This window comes from Pseudomonas entomophila (genome assembly GCF_018417595.1).
GTDB classification, from domain to species: Bacteria; Pseudomonadota; Gammaproteobacteria; order Pseudomonadales; family Pseudomonadaceae; genus Aquipseudomonas; species Aquipseudomonas entomophila_C.
The window spans coordinates 1,745,845-1,762,175 of the sequence record NZ_CP070982.1; the positions used below are offsets into that span (position 1 = coordinate 1,745,845).

At 62.6% G+C, this 16,331-nt stretch carries 13 protein-coding genes and 7 tRNA genes; 15 read left to right on the forward strand and 5 right to left on the reverse strand.

Annotated features, from left to right (window positions below):
- The first annotated feature begins 49 nt into the window (after nucleotides 1-49).
- From JYG34_RS07765 to JYG34_RS07775, 3 genes are all read left to right on the forward strand, one after another.
- Nucleotides 50-655: a DUF4823 domain-containing protein gene (locus tag JYG34_RS07765; protein ID WP_213660167.1), complete on the forward strand. Its 606-nt coding sequence runs from the start codon at nucleotides 50-52 to the stop codon at nucleotides 653-655.
- An 11-nt stretch (nucleotides 656-666) separates the two neighbouring features.
- On the forward strand, nucleotides 667-1,227 hold the full coding sequence (locus JYG34_RS07770) for a DUF1285 domain-containing protein (protein WP_213660168.1): 561 nt from the start codon (nucleotides 667-669) through the stop codon (nucleotides 1,225-1,227).
- Nucleotides 1,228-2,377: 1,150 nt separating this feature from the next.
- A complete protein-coding gene (locus tag JYG34_RS07775) occupies nucleotides 2,378-2,791 on the forward strand; it encodes a cupin domain-containing protein (RefSeq protein ID WP_213660169.1) in 414 nt (137 codons plus the stop codon).
- A gap of 13 nt (nucleotides 2,792-2,804) precedes the next feature.
- On the opposite strand, the gene JYG34_RS07780 is transcribed toward JYG34_RS07775, so the two are convergent.
- From JYG34_RS07780 to JYG34_RS07790, 3 genes are all read right to left on the reverse strand, one after another.
- Nucleotides 2,805-4,049, reverse strand: a complete 1,245-nt coding sequence (locus JYG34_RS07780; protein ID WP_213660170.1) for a nucleoside deaminase — start codon at nucleotides 4,047-4,049, stop codon at nucleotides 2,805-2,807.
- 126 nt (nucleotides 4,050-4,175) lie between these two features.
- A tRNA-Asn gene (locus JYG34_RS07785) sits at nucleotides 4,176-4,251 on the reverse strand.
- 61 nt (nucleotides 4,252-4,312) lie between these two features.
- Nucleotides 4,313-5,509 carry an amino acid aminotransferase gene (locus JYG34_RS07790; protein ID WP_213660171.1) on the reverse strand — a complete coding sequence of 399 codons (1,197 nt, stop codon included), beginning with the start codon at nucleotides 5,507-5,509 and terminating at the stop codon, nucleotides 4,313-4,315.
- Between the two features lie 290 nt (nucleotides 5,510-5,799).
- Between JYG34_RS07790 and uvrB the strand changes: the two genes are divergently transcribed.
- The gene (uvrB, locus tag JYG34_RS07795) at nucleotides 5,800-7,815 is read left to right on the forward strand and encodes an excinuclease ABC subunit UvrB (RefSeq protein ID WP_213660172.1); all 2,016 of its coding nucleotides are present in this window, start codon (nucleotides 5,800-5,802) and stop codon (nucleotides 7,813-7,815) included.
- A 155-nt stretch (nucleotides 7,816-7,970) separates the two neighbouring features.
- Here uvrB and JYG34_RS07800 read toward each other — a convergent pair whose 3' ends face one another.
- Complete coding sequence (locus JYG34_RS07800) at nucleotides 7,971-9,521, reverse strand: MDR family MFS transporter (protein WP_213660173.1); 1,551 nt, start codon at nucleotides 9,519-9,521, stop codon at nucleotides 7,971-7,973.
- Nucleotides 9,511-10,560: an HlyD family secretion protein gene (locus tag JYG34_RS07805; RefSeq protein WP_213660174.1), complete on the reverse strand. Its 1,050-nt coding sequence runs from the start codon at nucleotides 10,558-10,560 to the stop codon at nucleotides 9,511-9,513. Before JYG34_RS07805 ends, JYG34_RS07800 begins: the two co-directional genes overlap by 11 nt.
- A 143-nt stretch (nucleotides 10,561-10,703) precedes the next feature.
- Between JYG34_RS07805 and gltX the strand changes: the two genes are divergently transcribed.
- The 11 genes from gltX to JYG34_RS07860 all read left to right on the forward strand — a co-directional run bounded on the left by gltX (nucleotide 10,704) and on the right by JYG34_RS07860 (nucleotide 16,285).
- Nucleotides 10,704-12,185, forward strand: a complete 1,482-nt coding sequence (gene gltX, locus JYG34_RS07810; protein ID WP_213660175.1) for a glutamate--tRNA ligase — start codon at nucleotides 10,704-10,706, stop codon at nucleotides 12,183-12,185.
- Nucleotides 12,186-12,478: 293 nt separating this feature from the next.
- Nucleotides 12,479-12,554: transfer RNA gene (locus JYG34_RS07815), tRNA-Ala, on the forward strand.
- Between the two features lie 72 nt (nucleotides 12,555-12,626).
- Nucleotides 12,627-12,702 (forward strand) — tRNA-Glu (locus JYG34_RS07820).
- Between the two features lie 53 nt (nucleotides 12,703-12,755).
- Nucleotides 12,756-12,831 (forward strand) — tRNA-Ala (locus JYG34_RS07825).
- Nucleotides 12,832-12,873: 42 nt separating this feature from the next.
- Nucleotides 12,874-12,949: transfer RNA gene (locus JYG34_RS07830), tRNA-Glu, on the forward strand.
- A 66-nt stretch (nucleotides 12,950-13,015) separates the two neighbouring features.
- Nucleotides 13,016-13,091 (forward strand) — tRNA-Ala (locus tag JYG34_RS07835).
- Between the two features lie 42 nt (nucleotides 13,092-13,133).
- A tRNA-Glu gene (locus tag JYG34_RS07840) sits at nucleotides 13,134-13,209 on the forward strand.
- A gap of 171 nt (nucleotides 13,210-13,380) precedes the next feature.
- Complete coding sequence (locus tag JYG34_RS07845) at nucleotides 13,381-13,920, forward strand: TetR/AcrR family transcriptional regulator (RefSeq protein WP_213660176.1); 540 nt, start codon at nucleotides 13,381-13,383, stop codon at nucleotides 13,918-13,920.
- Nucleotides 13,921-13,945: 25 nt separating this feature from the next.
- The gene (locus tag JYG34_RS07850; RefSeq protein ID WP_213660177.1) at nucleotides 13,946-14,779 is read left to right on the forward strand and encodes an alpha/beta fold hydrolase; all 834 of its coding nucleotides are present in this window, start codon (nucleotides 13,946-13,948) and stop codon (nucleotides 14,777-14,779) included.
- 47 nt (nucleotides 14,780-14,826) lie between these two features.
- Nucleotides 14,827-15,261 (forward strand): acyl-CoA thioesterase, encoded by a 435-nt coding sequence (locus JYG34_RS07855; RefSeq protein ID WP_213660178.1) that lies wholly within the window; start codon nucleotides 14,827-14,829, stop codon nucleotides 15,259-15,261.
- Nucleotides 15,262-15,313: 52 nt separating this feature from the next.
- Complete coding sequence (locus JYG34_RS07860; protein ID WP_213660179.1) at nucleotides 15,314-16,285, forward strand: tRNA dihydrouridine synthase; 972 nt, start codon at nucleotides 15,314-15,316, stop codon at nucleotides 16,283-16,285.
- The last annotated feature ends 46 nt before the right edge of the window (nucleotides 16,286-16,331 follow it).

Here is a 16,331-nt window from a genome sequence, read left to right on the forward strand (position 1 = left end):
CATCTGGCGGCTATTCGCCGGTTTTTCGTCACCGGTCTCTGGAGGAAAGATGCGTAGCCTGGTCTTGCTGCTGGCGCTGATGGCGTTGGGCGGCTGCATGAATGTCAGTGATATGGGCGAGGGTGTGCGCTATCACATGAGTGACGCCGGCCTGCTGGATCACAGTGACACCACTCGGACCCTGTCGATCCGCCTGCAGCCCGATTCGTTCATCTTCATCGGCCAGGGCGCGTTCGTGCCGCCGGGCAAAGGGCCGGTGCCACGCCAGAATGCGGTGGCCGAGGAAGCATTCAAGAGCTTTGTCGAGTACTTCCCGCTGGTGCGCCGCGCCCAAGGGCCGTTGGGCCTGGAGGACGCGATTGCCGAGGCCCGCTCGGTGGGCGCCGACTATGTGCTCTATACTCGCTTCGCGCGTACCGACGACCGGATCGGCAACGGTGACGAGTGGTATGACGAACAGGCCGTCGATCGCTTGGGCTGGGATAACGGCGTGGTGCAGATGATGCTCATCGAGACCAGTACTCGCTACCTGATCGATACGGCCCGGATCAAGAGTCGTGGCGGTTTGTTGACGTTCCACGACAACACGCCGCAGGATTTGCTTGGTGAGCCGATGCGCGAGTACGCTCGTAGTCTCCTGGGCATGAGCCGCTGAGCGAGCGTGAAATGACTGATTCCGGCAAGGCCAGCGACCTGTTGGCGCAGATCCCCGCGCACAAGGGGTTGCCCCCGGTGCATCTGTGGAACCCGGATTTCTGTGGCGATATCGACATGCGTATCGCCCGTGATGGCACCTGGTATTACCTGGGCACGCCGATCGGGCGCAAGCCGATGGTGCGGTTGTTCTCCACCATCATTCGCCGGGATGGGGATGACTATTTCCTGGTCACGCCGGTGGAGAAGGTCGGCATTCGTGTCGATGACGCGCCGTTTGTTGCTGTGTTGCTCGATGTTCAGGGCAGTGGTGAGCAGCAGGTGCTGCGGTTTACCAGCAATGTCGACGATCAGGTCGAGGCTGGCCCGGGCAATCCGCTGCGTGTCGAGATCGATCCTGTCACCCTCGAGCCTTCCCCCTACGTGCTGATGCGCACCAACCTCGAAGCGTTGATTCACCGCAATGTGTTCTATCAGTTGGTGGAGTTGGCGGTGGGGCGGGTGATTGATGGGGAGGAGTGGCTTGGGGTTTGGAGCCAGGGTGAGTTCTATCCGATTGGGCGTAATACTTGAAGATTATTTATTGGCTCTGATTGTCACCCCATAAATAGTCTATCAATAACCAATGTATATCTCTTGATCTTGATCTTGATCTTGATCTTGATCTTGATCTTGATCTTGATCTTGATCTTGATCTTGATCTTGATCTTGATCTTGATCTTGATCTTGATCTTGATCTTGATCTTGATCTTGATCTTGATCTTGATCTTGATCTTGATCCTGCTTTTAAGTGCGCGATAGTTCAGGCACCGCCAAATGCGACTTCAGGAGGCCGAACGTAGGACTTGCGTAGCGGGGCGACGGGCATGGATGCCCGTCGAGCACTGATGGGCCATGGATGGCCCTTCAGTGCGTCCACGCGGGAGCAAGGCCGGAGTGAGGGAACCCCGGAGCGAAGCGCAGGGGCCGTATGAACGGAGCCAGCGGTTTTTGCCTTCTTTTGCCCGCGTGCAAAAGAAGGTCGCCGTAAGGGCGAAAAGGTGAGTCAGCGCCGCCATCGTGAATGGATATGCTCATGAATTTCAAGGCCAGTACTCTGAAATTCAAAGCCAAAGCCAAAGCCAAAGCCAAAACTTAATAGGTCTCTACAGCTGTGTGCATATCCATTTGCGATAGCGACTCGAAGTCACCTTTCCGCCCTTACGGCGGGTCACTTTTTGTCAAACGCCCGGGGCGCCGGCCGGACAAAAGTAACCAAAAAACGCTGCGCTCCATTCATACGGCCCTGCGCTACGCTCCGGGTCCCTTCGCTCCGGCGCCTTCCAGGCCCGCGCGGCCTACGACTTGCTGCGCAAGTCTACATCTCGCGCCTTCGGCTAACGCCGAAGGGTGCTGCGCACCTGGCCCTCCAGACGCCTGCGCTCAGCCTCCTGAAGTCGCGAAGTTACGGGCGGCGCCTGGGCTGGCGTAGCTGTCGCTAGTGAATCATGTGGTGAAACTATCTGTCGGCAACGGCAACGGCAACGGCAACGGCAACGGCAACGGCAACGGCAACGGCAACGGCAACAAGTCAGTCACCGTTACGAGTTGGTGGAAGTGGAGATGTGTCGGCTGCACCTTGGCACGATCACGCAATCGGCCTCCCGCTTTTTCCCCGAATTGGCCGTTTGTCGCTCGCCGCCCTGGGCTTAACCTGCTGGTACACACCACAGGAGAAGCCCTCATGCGATCCATCCACCTCCCCGTTGCCCTGCTGGCGCTAGGCTTGCTGGCACCGATTTCACTCACCTGGGCCCATGGCGACAAACCTGACCAGGTCAGAATTCTCCAGGAACAACTGCCCACCAATGCTCCGGGCAAGAAAGCCGTGATGCTGACGGTCAGCTACGCGCCCGGCCAGGCGTCGCCTGCCCATCAGCACCCGGGGGCGGTCATGGCCTACGTTCTGGAAGGGGCGGTGACATCGAAACTCAACGACGAGCCGGAGAGGACCTACAAGGCCGGAGAGTTCTGGTACGAGGCCCCAGGTACCATACACAGTGTTTCGCGCAACGCCAGCAAGACCCAGCCAGCCAAGCTGCTGGTATGGAGCCTGGTGGACGAGGGGCGGCCAGTGACCGAGCCCCTGTCCCGTTAAATGATGGCAGGCGCTACAGCGCCTGCTTGGCGGCATTGATCAGGCCCTGGTCCAGCACCTGGCTGGGGGCTACCTGCACGCTCTGGGTGTAGAAGGGCGGCAGCTTCTGCGCCAGTTGCGCCACCGCCTGCGGGGTGACGCCGTCGTGCAGCAGCACATATTGCAGATTGGACGGGAACGACTGGGGTACCGGCCCCTCCATGGTCGAGCCATAGGCGCCGAAGGTCATCACCGCCTCGCTGGTGCCAGGGTCCGGGATGTACAGGAACACGAAGGTGCCGTATTTGGGGTGGGTCAGGTACTGCTCTGCCTCGGCGCGCACCTGCGGGTCGTTGTCGTTCATCAAGGTCCAGCGCATCAGGGCATACTGGCGCGTCGTCTCCATGAACGCCGTGCGGATGGGCGACTGGTCCTCCTGGCCGCCCAGGCAGGCCAGCAAGTTGCCGAACGGATCGAGCAATGCCACTGCGTTGGTTCTGTCGGATACCGCGGCGGTCTCGGTCAACGGCTTGGCCAGTTCCACACCCGGCATGCGTGGGTTTTCGCTTTTGACGGTCAGCGCCCATTTGCTGAGCTTGGCCAGTGCCTGACGCACTGCGCTGGTGGCTGGCAGTGTCGCCGGGTTTTTCAGCTTGGAGGGTGGCAAGCCGCTGTTGTTGCTGGCCTCGCGCACGGTATTCACGCTGGCATCGAAGATCGCGCCGGTCAGGCTGAACACCCGGGCGTCGATTTTCTGATTTGCGTAAATGGGGCCTTGCGAGCCCTGATAAGGGCGGTTGATGGGGGCGTCCACCGCGTAGTAACCCCAGGTCGCTTGCGCCTTTTGACGCAAAGCGGGAGGGAAGGTGGGGAAGTCGAACTGGCTGTTGTAGTTGACCCCGGCATAGGTGTCGATGGCGCTGACGGCCACATTGAAGCCGGCGGTCAGCAGCGAGCCTGCGCACATCGCGCACGGGTCCAGTGTGGTCACCACGGTCAGTTGGTTGGGCTCGGGCAGCTTCAGTTCGTGCCGGTTGTCGTAATACCACTGCACCAGTTGCCGTTCGCCATGGGCCGTCGGGTCATGGGGCAGGAAGGGTGGTTGCGCCTTGCTGCCGGGGAACGGTTGCAGCACGTTGTTGTGCATGCGTACCAGAACTTTGCCGGTGGCGTTCTCGATGATGCAGCCGCCTACCGCGAACGTGCCTTGCTGGGCGGCCAGGATGGCTTGGTCGGCGACCTGCTCCACGGCTTCCTGAGCGTTGCGTGTGCTATCCATGATGACTCCCTGTCGTTGCTGCGCCGGATGCGCATGCTGACGATAGTCCAGGGGAGTGGGAACACAAGAAGGCGGGCACAAAAGAAAAAACCTCCAGTGCTTGCGCATCTGGAGGTTTTCAGTGTTTGGCTCCGCGACCTGGACTCGAACCAGGGACCCAATGATTAACAGTCATTTGCTCTACCGACTGAGCTATCGCGGAATCTGTGCGCATCTTACCGCTTGTCTAGGGGAAGTCAAGCTTCCCCTAGACAATCAAGCAGTTACAGCACTTCGACGATGGCCTTGGTGACCACGTGGATGTTGCTCTGGTTCAGCGCCGCGACCGCGATGCGGCCGGTGTCCAGCGCGTAGATGCCGAACTCGCTCTTCAGGCGGGACACTTGCTCAACGGTCAGGCCCGAGTAGGAGAACATGCCGCACTGGCGGCCGACGAAGCTGAAGTCACGGTTGGCGCCGTATTCGGCCAGCAACTGGACCATCTGCTTGCGCATGCCGTGGATGCGCTCGCGCATCTCGGCCAGCTCGGTTTCCCACATCTGGCACAGCTCGGGGCTGTTGAGCACGGCGGCGACGATGCTGGCGCCGTGGGTCGGTGGGTTGGAGTAGGTGGTGCGGATCACACGCTTGACCTGCGACAGCACGCGGGTGCTTTCGTCTTTAGAGGCGGTGACGATCGACAGGGCGCCGACACGCTCGCCGTACAGCGAGAACGACTTGGAGAACGAGCTGGAGACGAAGAACTCCAGGCCAGACTCGGCGAACAGGCGCACAGCGAAGGCGTCTTCGGCGATGCCGGCGCCGAAGCCCTGGTAGGCCATGTCGAGGAAGGGCACGTGGCCTTTAGCCTTGACCACTTCGAGCACGTTCTTCCAGTCGTCCAGCGACAGATCGACGCCGGTCGGGTTGTGGCAGCAGGCGTGCAAGACGATGATCGAGCCGGACGGCAGCTTGTTCAGGTCTTCGAGCATGCCGGCGCGGTTGACATCGTGGCTGGCTGCATCGTAGTAACGGTAGGTCTGCACCGGGAAACCAGCGGTTTCGAACAGCGCGCGGTGGTTTTCCCAGCTCGGGTCGCTGATGGCGACCACGGCGCCTGGCTGCAGGCGCTTGAGGAAGTCGGCACCGATCTTCAGAGCGCCGGTACCGCCGACAGCCTGCACGGTGACCACGCGGCCTTCTGCCAGCAGTGGCGACGCTTTACCGAAGATCAGCTTCTGCACCGCCTGGTCGTACTGGGCGATGCCGTCGATCGGCAGGTAGCCGCGGGAGGCGTGCTGGGCGGCACGGGCGGTTTCGGCTTCGATCACCGCGCGCAGCAGCGGGATACGGCCTTCCTCATTGCAGTAGACGCCTACGCCCAGGTTGACTTTGTCAGTGCGTGGGTCGGCGTTGAATGCTTCGTTGAGGCCCAGGATGGGGTCGCGGGGTGCCAGCTCGACTGCGGAAAACAGGCTCATTGTTACCTTGGCTCTGAATAGGAGAGTGATAGGGGTCGCCACGCTCCAGCCGAATGCACTGAAGCGGTGCACAAACGGGGAGTCAGTATAGTGATACCGGTCGGTCACTGCGACAGTCTGGCGCAGCTTTTATGGTTGTTTGCGCAAATATTTTTCGACCATTGGTCGAATTGCCCGGTCCATTGTCATGAGCGCTCACAGGTCGGGCTTGAATCCCGCGCCCGCACGCCGCATTTGGGTATAGACTACTGGCTAAATTTACAGTTGCCGCGACATCCACGAGGTCCGTCATGTCCGAGTTCCAGCTCGTCACCCGATTCCAGCCGGCCGGCGACCAGCCCGAAGCCATCCGCCAGATGGTCGAGGGTATCGACGCCGGCCTGTCGCACCAGACCCTGCTCGGGGTGACCGGCTCGGGCAAGACATTCAGCATCGCCAATGTCATCCAGCAGGTGCAGCGCCCAACGATGGTGCTGGCCCCCAACAAGACGCTGGCCGCCCAGTTGTATGGCGAGTTCAAGGCGTTCTTCCCGAACAATGCGGTCGAGTACTTCGTTTCGTACTACGACTACTACCAGCCCGAAGCCTACGTGCCGTCGTCGGACACCTTCATCGAGAAGGACGCCTCGATCAACGACCACATCGAGCAGATGCGCCTGTCGGCGACTAAGGCGTTGCTTGAGCGGCGCGACGCGATCATCGTCACCACCGTTTCGTGCATCTATGGCCTGGGCAGTCCCGAGACGTACCTTAAGATGGTCCTGCACGTCGACCGCGGCGACAAGCTTGACCAGCGTGCCCTGTTGCGCCGCCTGGCCGACCTGCAGTACACCCGCAACGAGATGGATTTCGCCCGCGCCACTTTCCGCGTGCGCGGCGACGTGATCGATGTCTTTCCGGCTGAATCGGACCTTGAAGCCATCCGTATCGAGCTGTTCGACGACGAGGTGGAGAACATCGCCGCGTTCGACCCGCTGACCGGTGAGGTGATCCGCAAGCTGCCGCGCTTCACCTTCTACCCCAAGAGTCACTACGTCACCCCGCGGGAGACGTTGGTCGAGGCGGTGGAAGGGATCAAGGAAGAGCTCAAGGACCGTCTCGAGTATCTGAACACGCACAACAAGCTGGTGGAGGCGCAGCGCCTGGAACAACGCACCCGTTTCGACCTGGAGATGATCCTCGAACTGGGCTACTGCAACGGCATCGAGAACTACTCGCGCTACCTCTCCGGGCGCCCGGCCGGCGCGCCGCCGCCCACGCTCTACGACTACCTGCCCGATGACGCGTTGCTGGTGATCGACGAGTCCCACGTCAGCGTTCCGCAGGTCGGCGCCATGTACAAGGGCGACCGTTCACGCAAGGAAACGCTGGTGGAGTACGGTTTCCGCCTGCCGTCGGCACTGGACAACCGTCCCATGCGCTTCGATGAATGGGAGGCAGTCAGCCCGCAGACCATTTTCGTGTCCGCCACGCCCGGCCCCTACGAGGCCGAGCATGCCGGGCGGGTGGTGGAGCAGGTGGTGCGCCCCACAGGCCTGGTCGACCCCCAGGTCGAGGTGCGCCCGGCGCTCACCCAGGTCGACGACCTGCTCTCGGAGATCGGCAAGCGCGTCGCCCAGGGCGAGCGGGTGTTGGCCACCACGCTGACGAAGCGCATGGCCGAGGACCTCACCGACTACCTGGCCGACCACGATGTGCGGGTACGTTACCTGCACTCGGACATCGACACCGTCGAGCGGGTCGAGATCATCCGCGACCTGCGCCTCGGGACCTTCGACGTGCTGGTGGGCATCAACTTGCTGCGCGAGGGCCTGGACATGCCCGAGGTGTCGCTGGTAGCCATCCTCGACGCCGACAAGGAAGGTTTCCTGCGCTCCGAGCGCTCGCTGATCCAGACCATCGGCCGCGCCGCGCGCAACCTCAACGGCAAGGCGATCCTCTACGCCGACAACATTACCGGCTCCATGCAGCGCGCCATCGACGAGACCGAGCGGCGGCGCGAGAAGCAGATCGCGTTCAACGCGGCCAACGGCATCGTGCCCAAGGGCGTGGTCAAGGACATCACCGACATCATGGAGGGCGCAACTGTGCCGGGTGCGCGCAGCAAGAAGCGCAAGGGCATGGCCAAGGCGGCGGAGGAGGCCGGGCGTTACGAGGTCGAACTGCAGACGCCGGCGCAGATCACCAAGCGCATCAAGCAACTGGAAGAGAAAATGTTCCAGTTCGCCCGCGACCTGGAGTTCGAGGCCGCGGCGCAGTTGCGCGACGAAATCGGGCAGTTGCGCGAGCGCCTGATTACCAGTTGATCCGCCCCTGGTTCGCCAACCGCACCCATTGATTTGGCGCTACCTCTGTAGGAGCGGCTTCAGCCGCGATCACCCGCAAAGCGGGTGCCAGGACCGCGTTAAATGCATCGCGGCTGAAGCCGCTCCTACAGCGAACCGCCCAGGCAGTTTGCAAACTAATGTGCTTCCCCTGCCTTCAGCCCCTGCGGCAACTTCCTGGTCAGCAACACTGCCAGCATACTCACCGCCAAGCCGATCCCGACAAAGTGGAAGGCATCGTTGTAGGCCATGATCAACGCCTGCTGGTGGGTAATCTCCGAGAGCTTGCCCAGCGCCGCTGTGTCGCTCCCCAACCGCTCGCCCAACTGCGCCAACCGCTCCGCGACCTGTGGATTGCTCGGCACCAGCGCTTCGCGCAGGTAGTCGAAATACACCTTGGTCCGTGCATCCAGCAACGTCGCCAGCAGCGCGATGCCGATGGCGCCACCGAGGTTGCGCAGGATATTGAACAGGCTCGACGCCGACCCCGCGTCCTGCGGTTGTATGAAGGCCGTGGCGATCAGCGAGATGGTCACCATGATCATGGGCTGGCCGATGGCGCGGATCACCTGGATCTGGTTGAACTGTGGCCCGGCGAAATCCGGGTTGAGCACCCCCGAGCTGAAACTGGCCAGGCCGAACAGGCAGAAGCCCAGGGCGCACAGTACTTTGGGCGGGATCACCTTCATCAGCAGCGGCACCAGCGGGATCAGGAACAGCTGTGGCACCCCCATCCACATGATCACTTCGCCGATCTGCAGGGCGTTGTAGCCCTGGATCTGCGCCAGGTATAGCGGCAGCAAGTAGATCGAACCGTACAACCCGACCCCCATGCCCAGGCTGGCGATACTCGACAGGCCGAAGTTGCGGTTACCAAGGATGCGCAGGTTGATCAGCGGGTGAGGGCGGGAGAATTGCAGGATCACGAACAGGATCAGGCTGAGCAGGGCGATGGTGCCCAGGCCCACGATCAGGCTCGATTCGAGCCAGTCCTTGCGATGGCCTTCCTCCAGGAAAACCTGAAGGCAGCCCAAGCCAATGCCCAGGCTGATGATGCCGGCGTAATCGGTGCTTTTCAGCAACTCCCAGTGGGCTTCTTTCTTTTCCAGCCCGTAGAGCAGGCCGGCGATCATCACCAATCCGGGCGGGATGTTGATGTAGAAGATGTACTCCCAGCCCCAGTTCTCGGTCAGCCAACCACCCAGTGTCGGGCCGATGGAGGGCGCGAAGGTGGCCGTCATGGCGAACATGGCCATGCCCTTGGCGCGATGGTGTTCGGGCAGCTTGATCAAGGTCAGGGTGAAGGCCAGGGGAATCAGCGCGCCACCGGTGAACCCCTGCAGGGCCCGGAACACGATCATGCTCTCCAGGTTCCAGGCCATCGAACACAGCAGCGACGACAGCAGAAAACCCAGCGACACCCACACCGCCAGGCGCCGGGCCGAAAGCAGCTGCACCAACCACGCGGTCAGCGGGATCATGATGATCTCCGCCACCAGGTAGGAGGTGGAGATCCACGAGCCTTCCTCCAGGGTCGCCGACAGCGCACCCTGGATGTCCTTGAGCGAGGAGTTGGTGATCTGGATGTCCAGCACCGCCATGAAGGCGCCGAGCATCACGCTCATTACCGCGATCCAGTCGCGCCGAGTCGGCTCGGCGGTGGGCCGCAGGAGCTGGTCACCGGCCATCCGCATCCCCATCGCGCAGGTCGACCGTGGCGGTGACCGACATGCCTGGGCGGATTCGGCCATGCAGCGGGTTGTCGGCGGCGAAGGTCAGCTTGACCGGAATGCGCTGCACCACCTTGGTGAAGTTGCCGGTGGCGTTGTCTGGTGGCAGCAGGCTGAACTGGGCGCCGGAGGCGGCGAACAGGCTGTTCACGCGGCCTTCGATCGGTGTGTCGGGGTAGCTGTCGAACACCAGTTCAGCGCGCTGGCCGGGGTGCATCCTGCCGATCTGGGTCTCCTTGAAATTGGCCTGCACCCAGATAGCCTCGTCGGGGACGATCGACAACAGGTAGGCGCCGGCCTGCACCACCTGGCCGTTGCGCGCGCTGCGCTGGCCAATGGTGCCGCTGATCGGCGCGTGGATCTCGCAGCGGGTCAGGTTCAACTCCGCTTGGGCCAGGTCGGCGCGGGCGTTGGCGATCTGTGCGTCGAGGCGCTTGAGTTCAGCGGTCAGGGCATCGACCTGCTGGCGCTGGCCTTTGAGGTCGGCCTGGGCCTTGTCGACCTGGGAGCGGGCGACATGGCTGTCTGCCGAGAGGGTGGTGACCCGCTCTTCAGAGATGAAGCCGGGCTTGCGCAGGGCCTGGGCGCGGTTGAGGTCGAGCTGCGAGCGATCGAGGGTGGCCTGGCTGGCGGCGACCTGGGCCTGGCCGGCGGCGATCAGGCTACCCTGCTGGGTCAGGCGGCTCTGCGCCTGCACCCGTTCGGCCTCGCGGGTGGCCAGGGCGGCACGGGCGCGCTCGATGGCCAGTTCGAAATCGGCAGTTTCCAGGCGTACCAGCAGGTCCCCCTTGCTGACGTGCTGGTTGTCTTCCACCTGCACCTCATCGATGCGCGCCCCCAGTTGGCTGGAAATGCGCGTGATCTCACCCTGCACATAGGCGTTGTCGGTGCTTTCGTAGAAGCGCCCCTTGAAATACCAGTGGGCGAGGAAGCCAAGGCCGACGAGCAGCACCAGGGTGATGAAGATCAGCAGGCGACGTTTGAGTTGGGCGGGCATGGGGACCTGGGTTCCAGAAATGTAAGCAAATTTAACAGTGGCAGCCGGCGCCGTCACAAGTGACGATAGCGCCATTGCTGGAGCCCGGTGCCCGCTCCCTGCTAACATCCAGCCTTTGTTTCAATCTTCGTTCGAGACTCCCAATGACCACCGTTCGCACGCGTATCGCGCCATCGCCCACTGGCGACCCCCATGTCGGCACCGCCTACATCGCCCTGTTCAACTACTGCTTTGCCAAGCAGCACGGCGGTGAGTTCATCCTGCGGATCGAAGACACCGACCAGTTGCGCTCCACTCGCGAGTCGGAGCAGCAGATCTTCGACGCCCTGCGTTGGCTCGGCATCGAGTGGAACGAAGGCCCCGACGTCGGCGGCCCGCACGGTCCGTACCGGCAGAGCGAGCGTGGCGAGATCTACGCCAAGTACGCCAAGGAACTGGTCGACGCCGGCCATGCCTTCTACTGCTTCTGCACCGCCGAAGAGCTGGAGCAGATGCGCGCCGAGCAGATGGCCCGTGGCGAAACCCCGCGCTATGACGGTCGCGCGCTGCTGCTGAGCGACGAGGAAGTGCAGCGTCGCCTGGCTGCTGGCGAACCGCACGTGATCCGCATGAAGGTGCCGAGCGAAGGCATCTGCGTGGTGCCGGACATGCTCCGTGGCGATGTCGAGATCCCATGGGACCGCATGGACATGCAGGTGCTGATGAAGAACGACGGCCTGCCGACGTACTTCCTGGCCAATGTGGTCGACGACCACCTGATGGGCATCACCCACGTGCTGCGCGGTGAAGAGTGGCTGCCGTCGGCGCCCAAGCTGATCAAGTTGTACGAGTATTTCGGTTGGGAGCAGCCCAAGCTGTGCTACATGCCGCTGCTGCGCAACCCTGACAAGAGCAAGCTGTCGAAGCGCAAGAACCCGACCTCGGTGACCTTCTACGAGCGCATGGGCTTCATGCCCGAAGCCATGCTCAACTACCTGGGCCGCATGGGCTGGTCGATGCCGGACGAGCGCGAGAAGTTCTCGCTGGCGGAAATGGTCGAGCACTTCGACCTGTCGCGCATCTCCCTGGGTGGCCCGATCTTCGACATCGAGAAGCTCTCCTGGCTGAACGGCCAGTGGCTGCGTGAGCTGCCGGTGGAAGAGTTCGCCGCGCGCGTGCAGAAGTGGGCCTTCAACAGCGACTACATGATGAAGATCGCCCCGCACGTCCAGGGCCGGGTCGAGACCTTCAGCCAGGTCGCGCCGCTGGGTGGCTTCTTCTTCGAAGGCGCGCTCAAGCTCGATGCAAAATTGTTCGAGAGCAAGAAACTGTCGGCCGACCAGGTACGCCAGGTGATGCAACTGATCCTGTGGAAGCTGGAAAGCCTGCGCCAGTGGGAGAAGGACCGTATCACCGGCTGCATCCAGGCCGTGGTCGAGTCGCTGGAGCTCAAGTTGCGTGATGCCATGCCGCTGATGTTCGCCGCCATCACTGGCCAGGCCAGCTCGGTGTCGGTGCTCGACGCCATGGAAATCCTCGGCCCGGACCTGACCCGCTACCGCCTGCGCCAGGCCATCGATCTGCTCGGTGGTGTGTCGAAGAAGGAAAACAAGGAGTGGGAGAAGCTGCTGGCGAATATCGCCTGAGGCAATGTTATTTGCCATTCTGTAGGAGCGGATTTATCCGCGAAGCAGGCGACGCGGTGGATGGCACCGGCTTCGCCGGTGTTCGCGGCTTAAGCCGCTCCTACACGTTTGCGCGAAGTGATCCAGAAGGGCAGGGCGGTAAGTGATTGTTATCTGTGAAAAAAATTTTGAATATTTTCAAAAATTCGTTTGACAGCCCTGCAATCCGATCTTAATATGCGCCCCGTCCACAGCGATGAACGAAAACGAAACGCCAGGCACCCAGCCAGCGCTTCGGTTCAAAGCGACATTGTGGGGCTATAGCTCAGCTGGGAGAGCGCCTGCATGGCATGCAGGAGGTCAGCGGTTCGATCCCGCTTAGCTCCACCAAATTCCGACTGGTAGCAAAAGCTGCCAGGCAAGGCCGGTTCCAGCAAACGGGTCTTGAAGGTAAGAAGGTTCGTCCCCTTCGTCTAGTGGCCTAGGACACCGCCCTTTCACGGCGGTAACAGGGGTTCGAGTCCCCTAGGGGACGCCAGTTTTGCACAAGCGATGTTTCACGATGTCGCTGGGCCGAGAGGCTAGAAATCCGGGGCTATAGCTCAGCTGGGAGAGCGCCTGCATGGCATGCAGGAGGTCAGCGGTTCGATCCCGCTTAGCTCCACCAATTTTGCCGCGGTTCGTGAAAACGGATCGGCACGAAGGTTACGTCCCCTTCGTCTAGTGGCCTAGGACACCGCCCTTTCACGGCGGTAACAGGGGTTCGAGTCCCCTAGGGGACGCCACTTTTACCCGCGTTTTGCGGGAGTTGAAAGGCTCATCATCAGATGGATGAGCCTTTTGTTTTACTCGGGGCTATAGCTCAGCTGGGAGAGCGCCTGCATGGCATGCAGGAGGTCAGCGGTTCGATCCCGCTTAGCTCCACCATTTTCGCCACGGTTCGCGAAAGCGATCCGGCACGAAGGTCAAGTCCCCTTCGTCTAGTGGCCTAGGACACCGCCCTTTCACGGCGGTAACAGGGGTTCGAGTCCCCTAGGGGACGCCAATTTTTTACCCGCGTTTTGCGGGACTTATAAGGCTCATTCGATTATTGAATGGGCCTTTTGTTTTTTCTGCCCCCCAAACATTTTTTCGACCCCCTCTCAGCGGGTGCAAATAGCGCTTGCCATAAAATATTATAAGCATAATATGTTGCTCATAATATTTGAGGTGAGCCATGAGCGACAAGAAGAGCAAGACCCGCGAGCGGATTCTCGAAGCCGCCCGCAGCGCCTTGATCCAGCATGGCCCGGCCGACCCGAGTGTCAGCCAGGTGATGGGCGCTGCAGGTCTGACGGTGGGGGGCTTCTACGCCCACTTCGACAGCAAGGACGAGCTCATGCTCGAGGCGTTCCGCCAGTTGCTGGGCGAGCGTCGTGGGTTGCTGGCCAAGGTCGACCCAAGCCTGGATGGCGCCGAGCGCCGTGCACTGGCGGCTGCCTTCTACCTGTCGCGCAAGCATCGCGACGCCGAGGTGCAGGCCTGCCCGATCCCCAGCGCGATGGGTGAAATGCAACGCTTGCCGCCAGCGTTCCGCGAGGTGCTGGCCGAACATATCGAGCTGATGACCGCGCAAATGGTCGATCGCCCCGAGGACATCGACAAGGCCCTGGCCGACTTCGCCCTGATGGTAGGTGGCCTGGCCGTGGCCAGGGCGCTCGGGCCGGGTGAGCTGTCCGACCGTATCCTGCGTGCCGCCAAGTCGGCGGTGATCTGAACAACCTGCCCCCTGGAGCAAGGCGATGAGTACTCTGAGCTGGATTCGTGGTGTCAATGGCACCCTTGGCCACCTGGTCCCCGAGCATGTCGCCGGCAAGATGCGCCGGGCCTTCATGACCCCGCGCACACTGCCGCCCAAGCCTTGGGAGCTGCCGTTGCTGGCGCGGGCCGAGCGCATCACCTTGCGCTTCGGGCTGTCGGCGCTGCGTTGGGGCCAGGGGCCGACCGTGCTGCTGATGCACGGTTGGGAAGGGCGGCCGACCCAGTTCGCCGCCTTGATCGAGACCCTGGTCGACGCCGGTTACACCGTGGTTTCACTGGAGGGGCCGGGCCATGGTCATTCGCCGGGCAACCAGGCCCATGTGGTGCTGTTTGCCCGCGCATTGCTCGAAGCTGCCGCCGAACTGCCACCCTTGCGCGCGGTGGTCGGCCATTCCATGGGCGGCGCCAGCCTGATGCTGGCCTTGCAATGGGGTTTGCGTACGGAGGCGGCGGTGAGCATCGCCGCGCCGGCCCAATTGCTGGGCGTGCTGCGCGGTTTTGCCCGGCATCTGGGTTTGCCGGCACGGGCGCGGGCGGCGTTCATTCGCCAGGTGGAGCGGGATGTCGGCATTCAGGTGGCGCGCCTGGATGTCAGTGGTTACCAGCTGGACCTGCCGGGTCTGGTGGTGCATGCCCAGGACGATACCCTGGTGTCGGCCAGCGAGGCGCCGCTCATCCACAAGGCCTGGTTCGATAGCCGCCTGCTGATGCTGGAGGAGGGCGGCCACCTGCGGGTGCTGGCCGACCCGCGCCTGGGCCAGGCGGTGCTGGAGCTGCTGGCGCGCTCCACCCAGCGCGTGCGGCAAAGCGCCTGAGCTTCCGTTACACTCTGCCCGTTCACCAACACCCTATGGGAGCGGGCATGAGCTGGGATCTGGCAGCACCATTCGTCATCGACCTGCGCGTCGGCAACGAGGATATCGATGGCCTCGGCCACGCCAACAATGCCGTGTATGTCACCTGGCTGGAGCGCTGCGCGTGGCGCCATTCGCAGCGCCTGGGGCTGGACCTGGCCGAGTACCGGCGCCTGGACCGCGCCATGGCGGTGGTCCGCCACGAGATCGACTATCTGGCCGCGGCCTATGAGGACGACGAGCTGCAACTGGCCACCTGGATCATCGATTGGGACCAGCGCCTGCGCATGACCCGTCGTTTCCAGCTCAAGCGCCCGAGCGATGGCGTCACGTTGCTGCGCGCGCAGACCACCTTCGCCTGCATCGAGCTGTCCAGCGGCAAGCCCCGGCGCATGCCGGCGGAATTCCTCGACGGTTATGGCCCGGCGCTGATCGGCAACTGAAGCGTGGCGGTTTTTTGCTAGACTGCCGCCCTTTTCGTACCGAGACACTTCCATGCAAATTGCCCTGGCCCCGATGGAGGGGCTGGTCGACAACATCCTGCGCGACGTCCTGACCCGGGTGGGGGGCATCGACTGGTGCGTCACCGAGTTCATCCGCGTCTGCGACCGCCTGTTGCCGGAGTCTTCGTTCGACAAGCTCGCACCTGAACTGCGCCGGGGCGCGCGCACCGCGGCAGGCGTGCCGATGCGTGTGCAATTGCTTGGTTCGGACCCGGTATGCCTGGCCGAGAACGCGGTGCTGGCCTGCGAGCTGGGTGCGCCGGTGATCGACCTGAACTTCGGCTGCCCGGCCAAGACCGTGAACAAGTCCCGTGGCGGGGCGGTGTTGCTCAAGGAGCCTGAACTGCTGCACGCCATCGTGCGCGAGGTGCGCCGCCAGGTGCCGGCGCATATCCCGGTGACCGCCAAGATGCGCCTGGGCTTCGAAACCCCGGATGGCGCCCTGGATTGCGCCACGGCCCTGGCCGAGGGCGGCGCCGAGCATCTTGTGGTGCATGCCCGGACCAAGGTCGAGGGCTACAAGCCGCCGGCGCATTGGGAGTGGGTGGCGCGGGTGCAGGACGTGGTCAAGGTGCCGGTGTTCGCCAATGGCGAGATCTGGACTGTCGAGGACTGGCGGCGCTGCCGCGAGGTCAGTGGCGCCACGGACATCATGCTGGGGCGCGGGTTGGTTTCCCGGCCGGACCTGGCGTTGCAGATCGCGGCGGCCCGTGATGGCGTGGAGTACCAGCCGATGACGTGGGACGACCTGTTGCCGCTGTTGCGCGAGTTCTGGCGCCAGGCCCAGGACAAGCTGTCGCCGCGCTATGCGCCGGGGCGGATGAAGCAGTGGCTGGCGATGCTCACCCGCAGCTACCCCGAGGCGGTGGTGCTGTTTGCCGAACTGCGCCGCGAGGATGATTGTCAGCGGATCAGTCGGTTGCTGGGTTGTGAAGCGCAGGTCTTCGAGGAATGCGTTGCCTGAGCCGGCGCTATCGCGGGGCAAGCAGGAAAAATTTTTGACGTCCTCT

Excerpts from the sequence above, each read along its gene's own strand:
- JYG34_RS07860 (WP_213660179.1), top strand. The coding sequence starts at position 15,314 with ATGCAAATTGCCCTGGCCCCGATGGAGGGGCTGGTCGACAACATCCTG.
- JYG34_RS07805 (WP_213660174.1), bottom strand. The coding sequence starts at position 10,560 with ATGCCCGCCCAACTCAAACGTCGCCTGCTGATCTTCATCACCCTGGTG.
- JYG34_RS07790 (WP_213660171.1), bottom strand. The coding sequence starts at position 5,509 with ATGAGCCTGTTTTCCGCAGTCGAGCTGGCACCCCGCGACCCCATCCTG.
- JYG34_RS07845 (WP_213660176.1), top strand. The coding sequence starts at position 13,381 with ATGAGCGACAAGAAGAGCAAGACCCGCGAGCGGATTCTCGAAGCCGCC.
- JYG34_RS07780 (WP_213660170.1), bottom strand. The coding sequence starts at position 4,049 with ATGGATAGCACACGCAACGCTCAGGAAGCCGTGGAGCAGGTCGCCGAC.
- JYG34_RS07800 (WP_213660173.1), bottom strand. The coding sequence starts at position 9,521 with ATGGCCGGTGACCAGCTCCTGCGGCCCACCGCCGAGCCGACTCGGCGC.
- JYG34_RS07770 (WP_213660168.1), top strand. The coding sequence starts at position 667 with ATGACTGATTCCGGCAAGGCCAGCGACCTGTTGGCGCAGATCCCCGCG.
- JYG34_RS07855 (WP_213660178.1), top strand. The coding sequence starts at position 14,827 with ATGAGCTGGGATCTGGCAGCACCATTCGTCATCGACCTGCGCGTCGGC.
- JYG34_RS07850 (WP_213660177.1), top strand. The coding sequence starts at position 13,946 with ATGAGTACTCTGAGCTGGATTCGTGGTGTCAATGGCACCCTTGGCCAC.
- JYG34_RS07775 (WP_213660169.1), top strand. The coding sequence starts at position 2,378 with ATGCGATCCATCCACCTCCCCGTTGCCCTGCTGGCGCTAGGCTTGCTG.
- gltX (WP_213660175.1), top strand. The coding sequence starts at position 10,704 with ATGACCACCGTTCGCACGCGTATCGCGCCATCGCCCACTGGCGACCCC.
- uvrB (WP_213660172.1), top strand. The coding sequence starts at position 5,800 with ATGTCCGAGTTCCAGCTCGTCACCCGATTCCAGCCGGCCGGCGACCAG.
- JYG34_RS07765 (WP_213660167.1), top strand. The coding sequence starts at position 50 with ATGCGTAGCCTGGTCTTGCTGCTGGCGCTGATGGCGTTGGGCGGCTGC.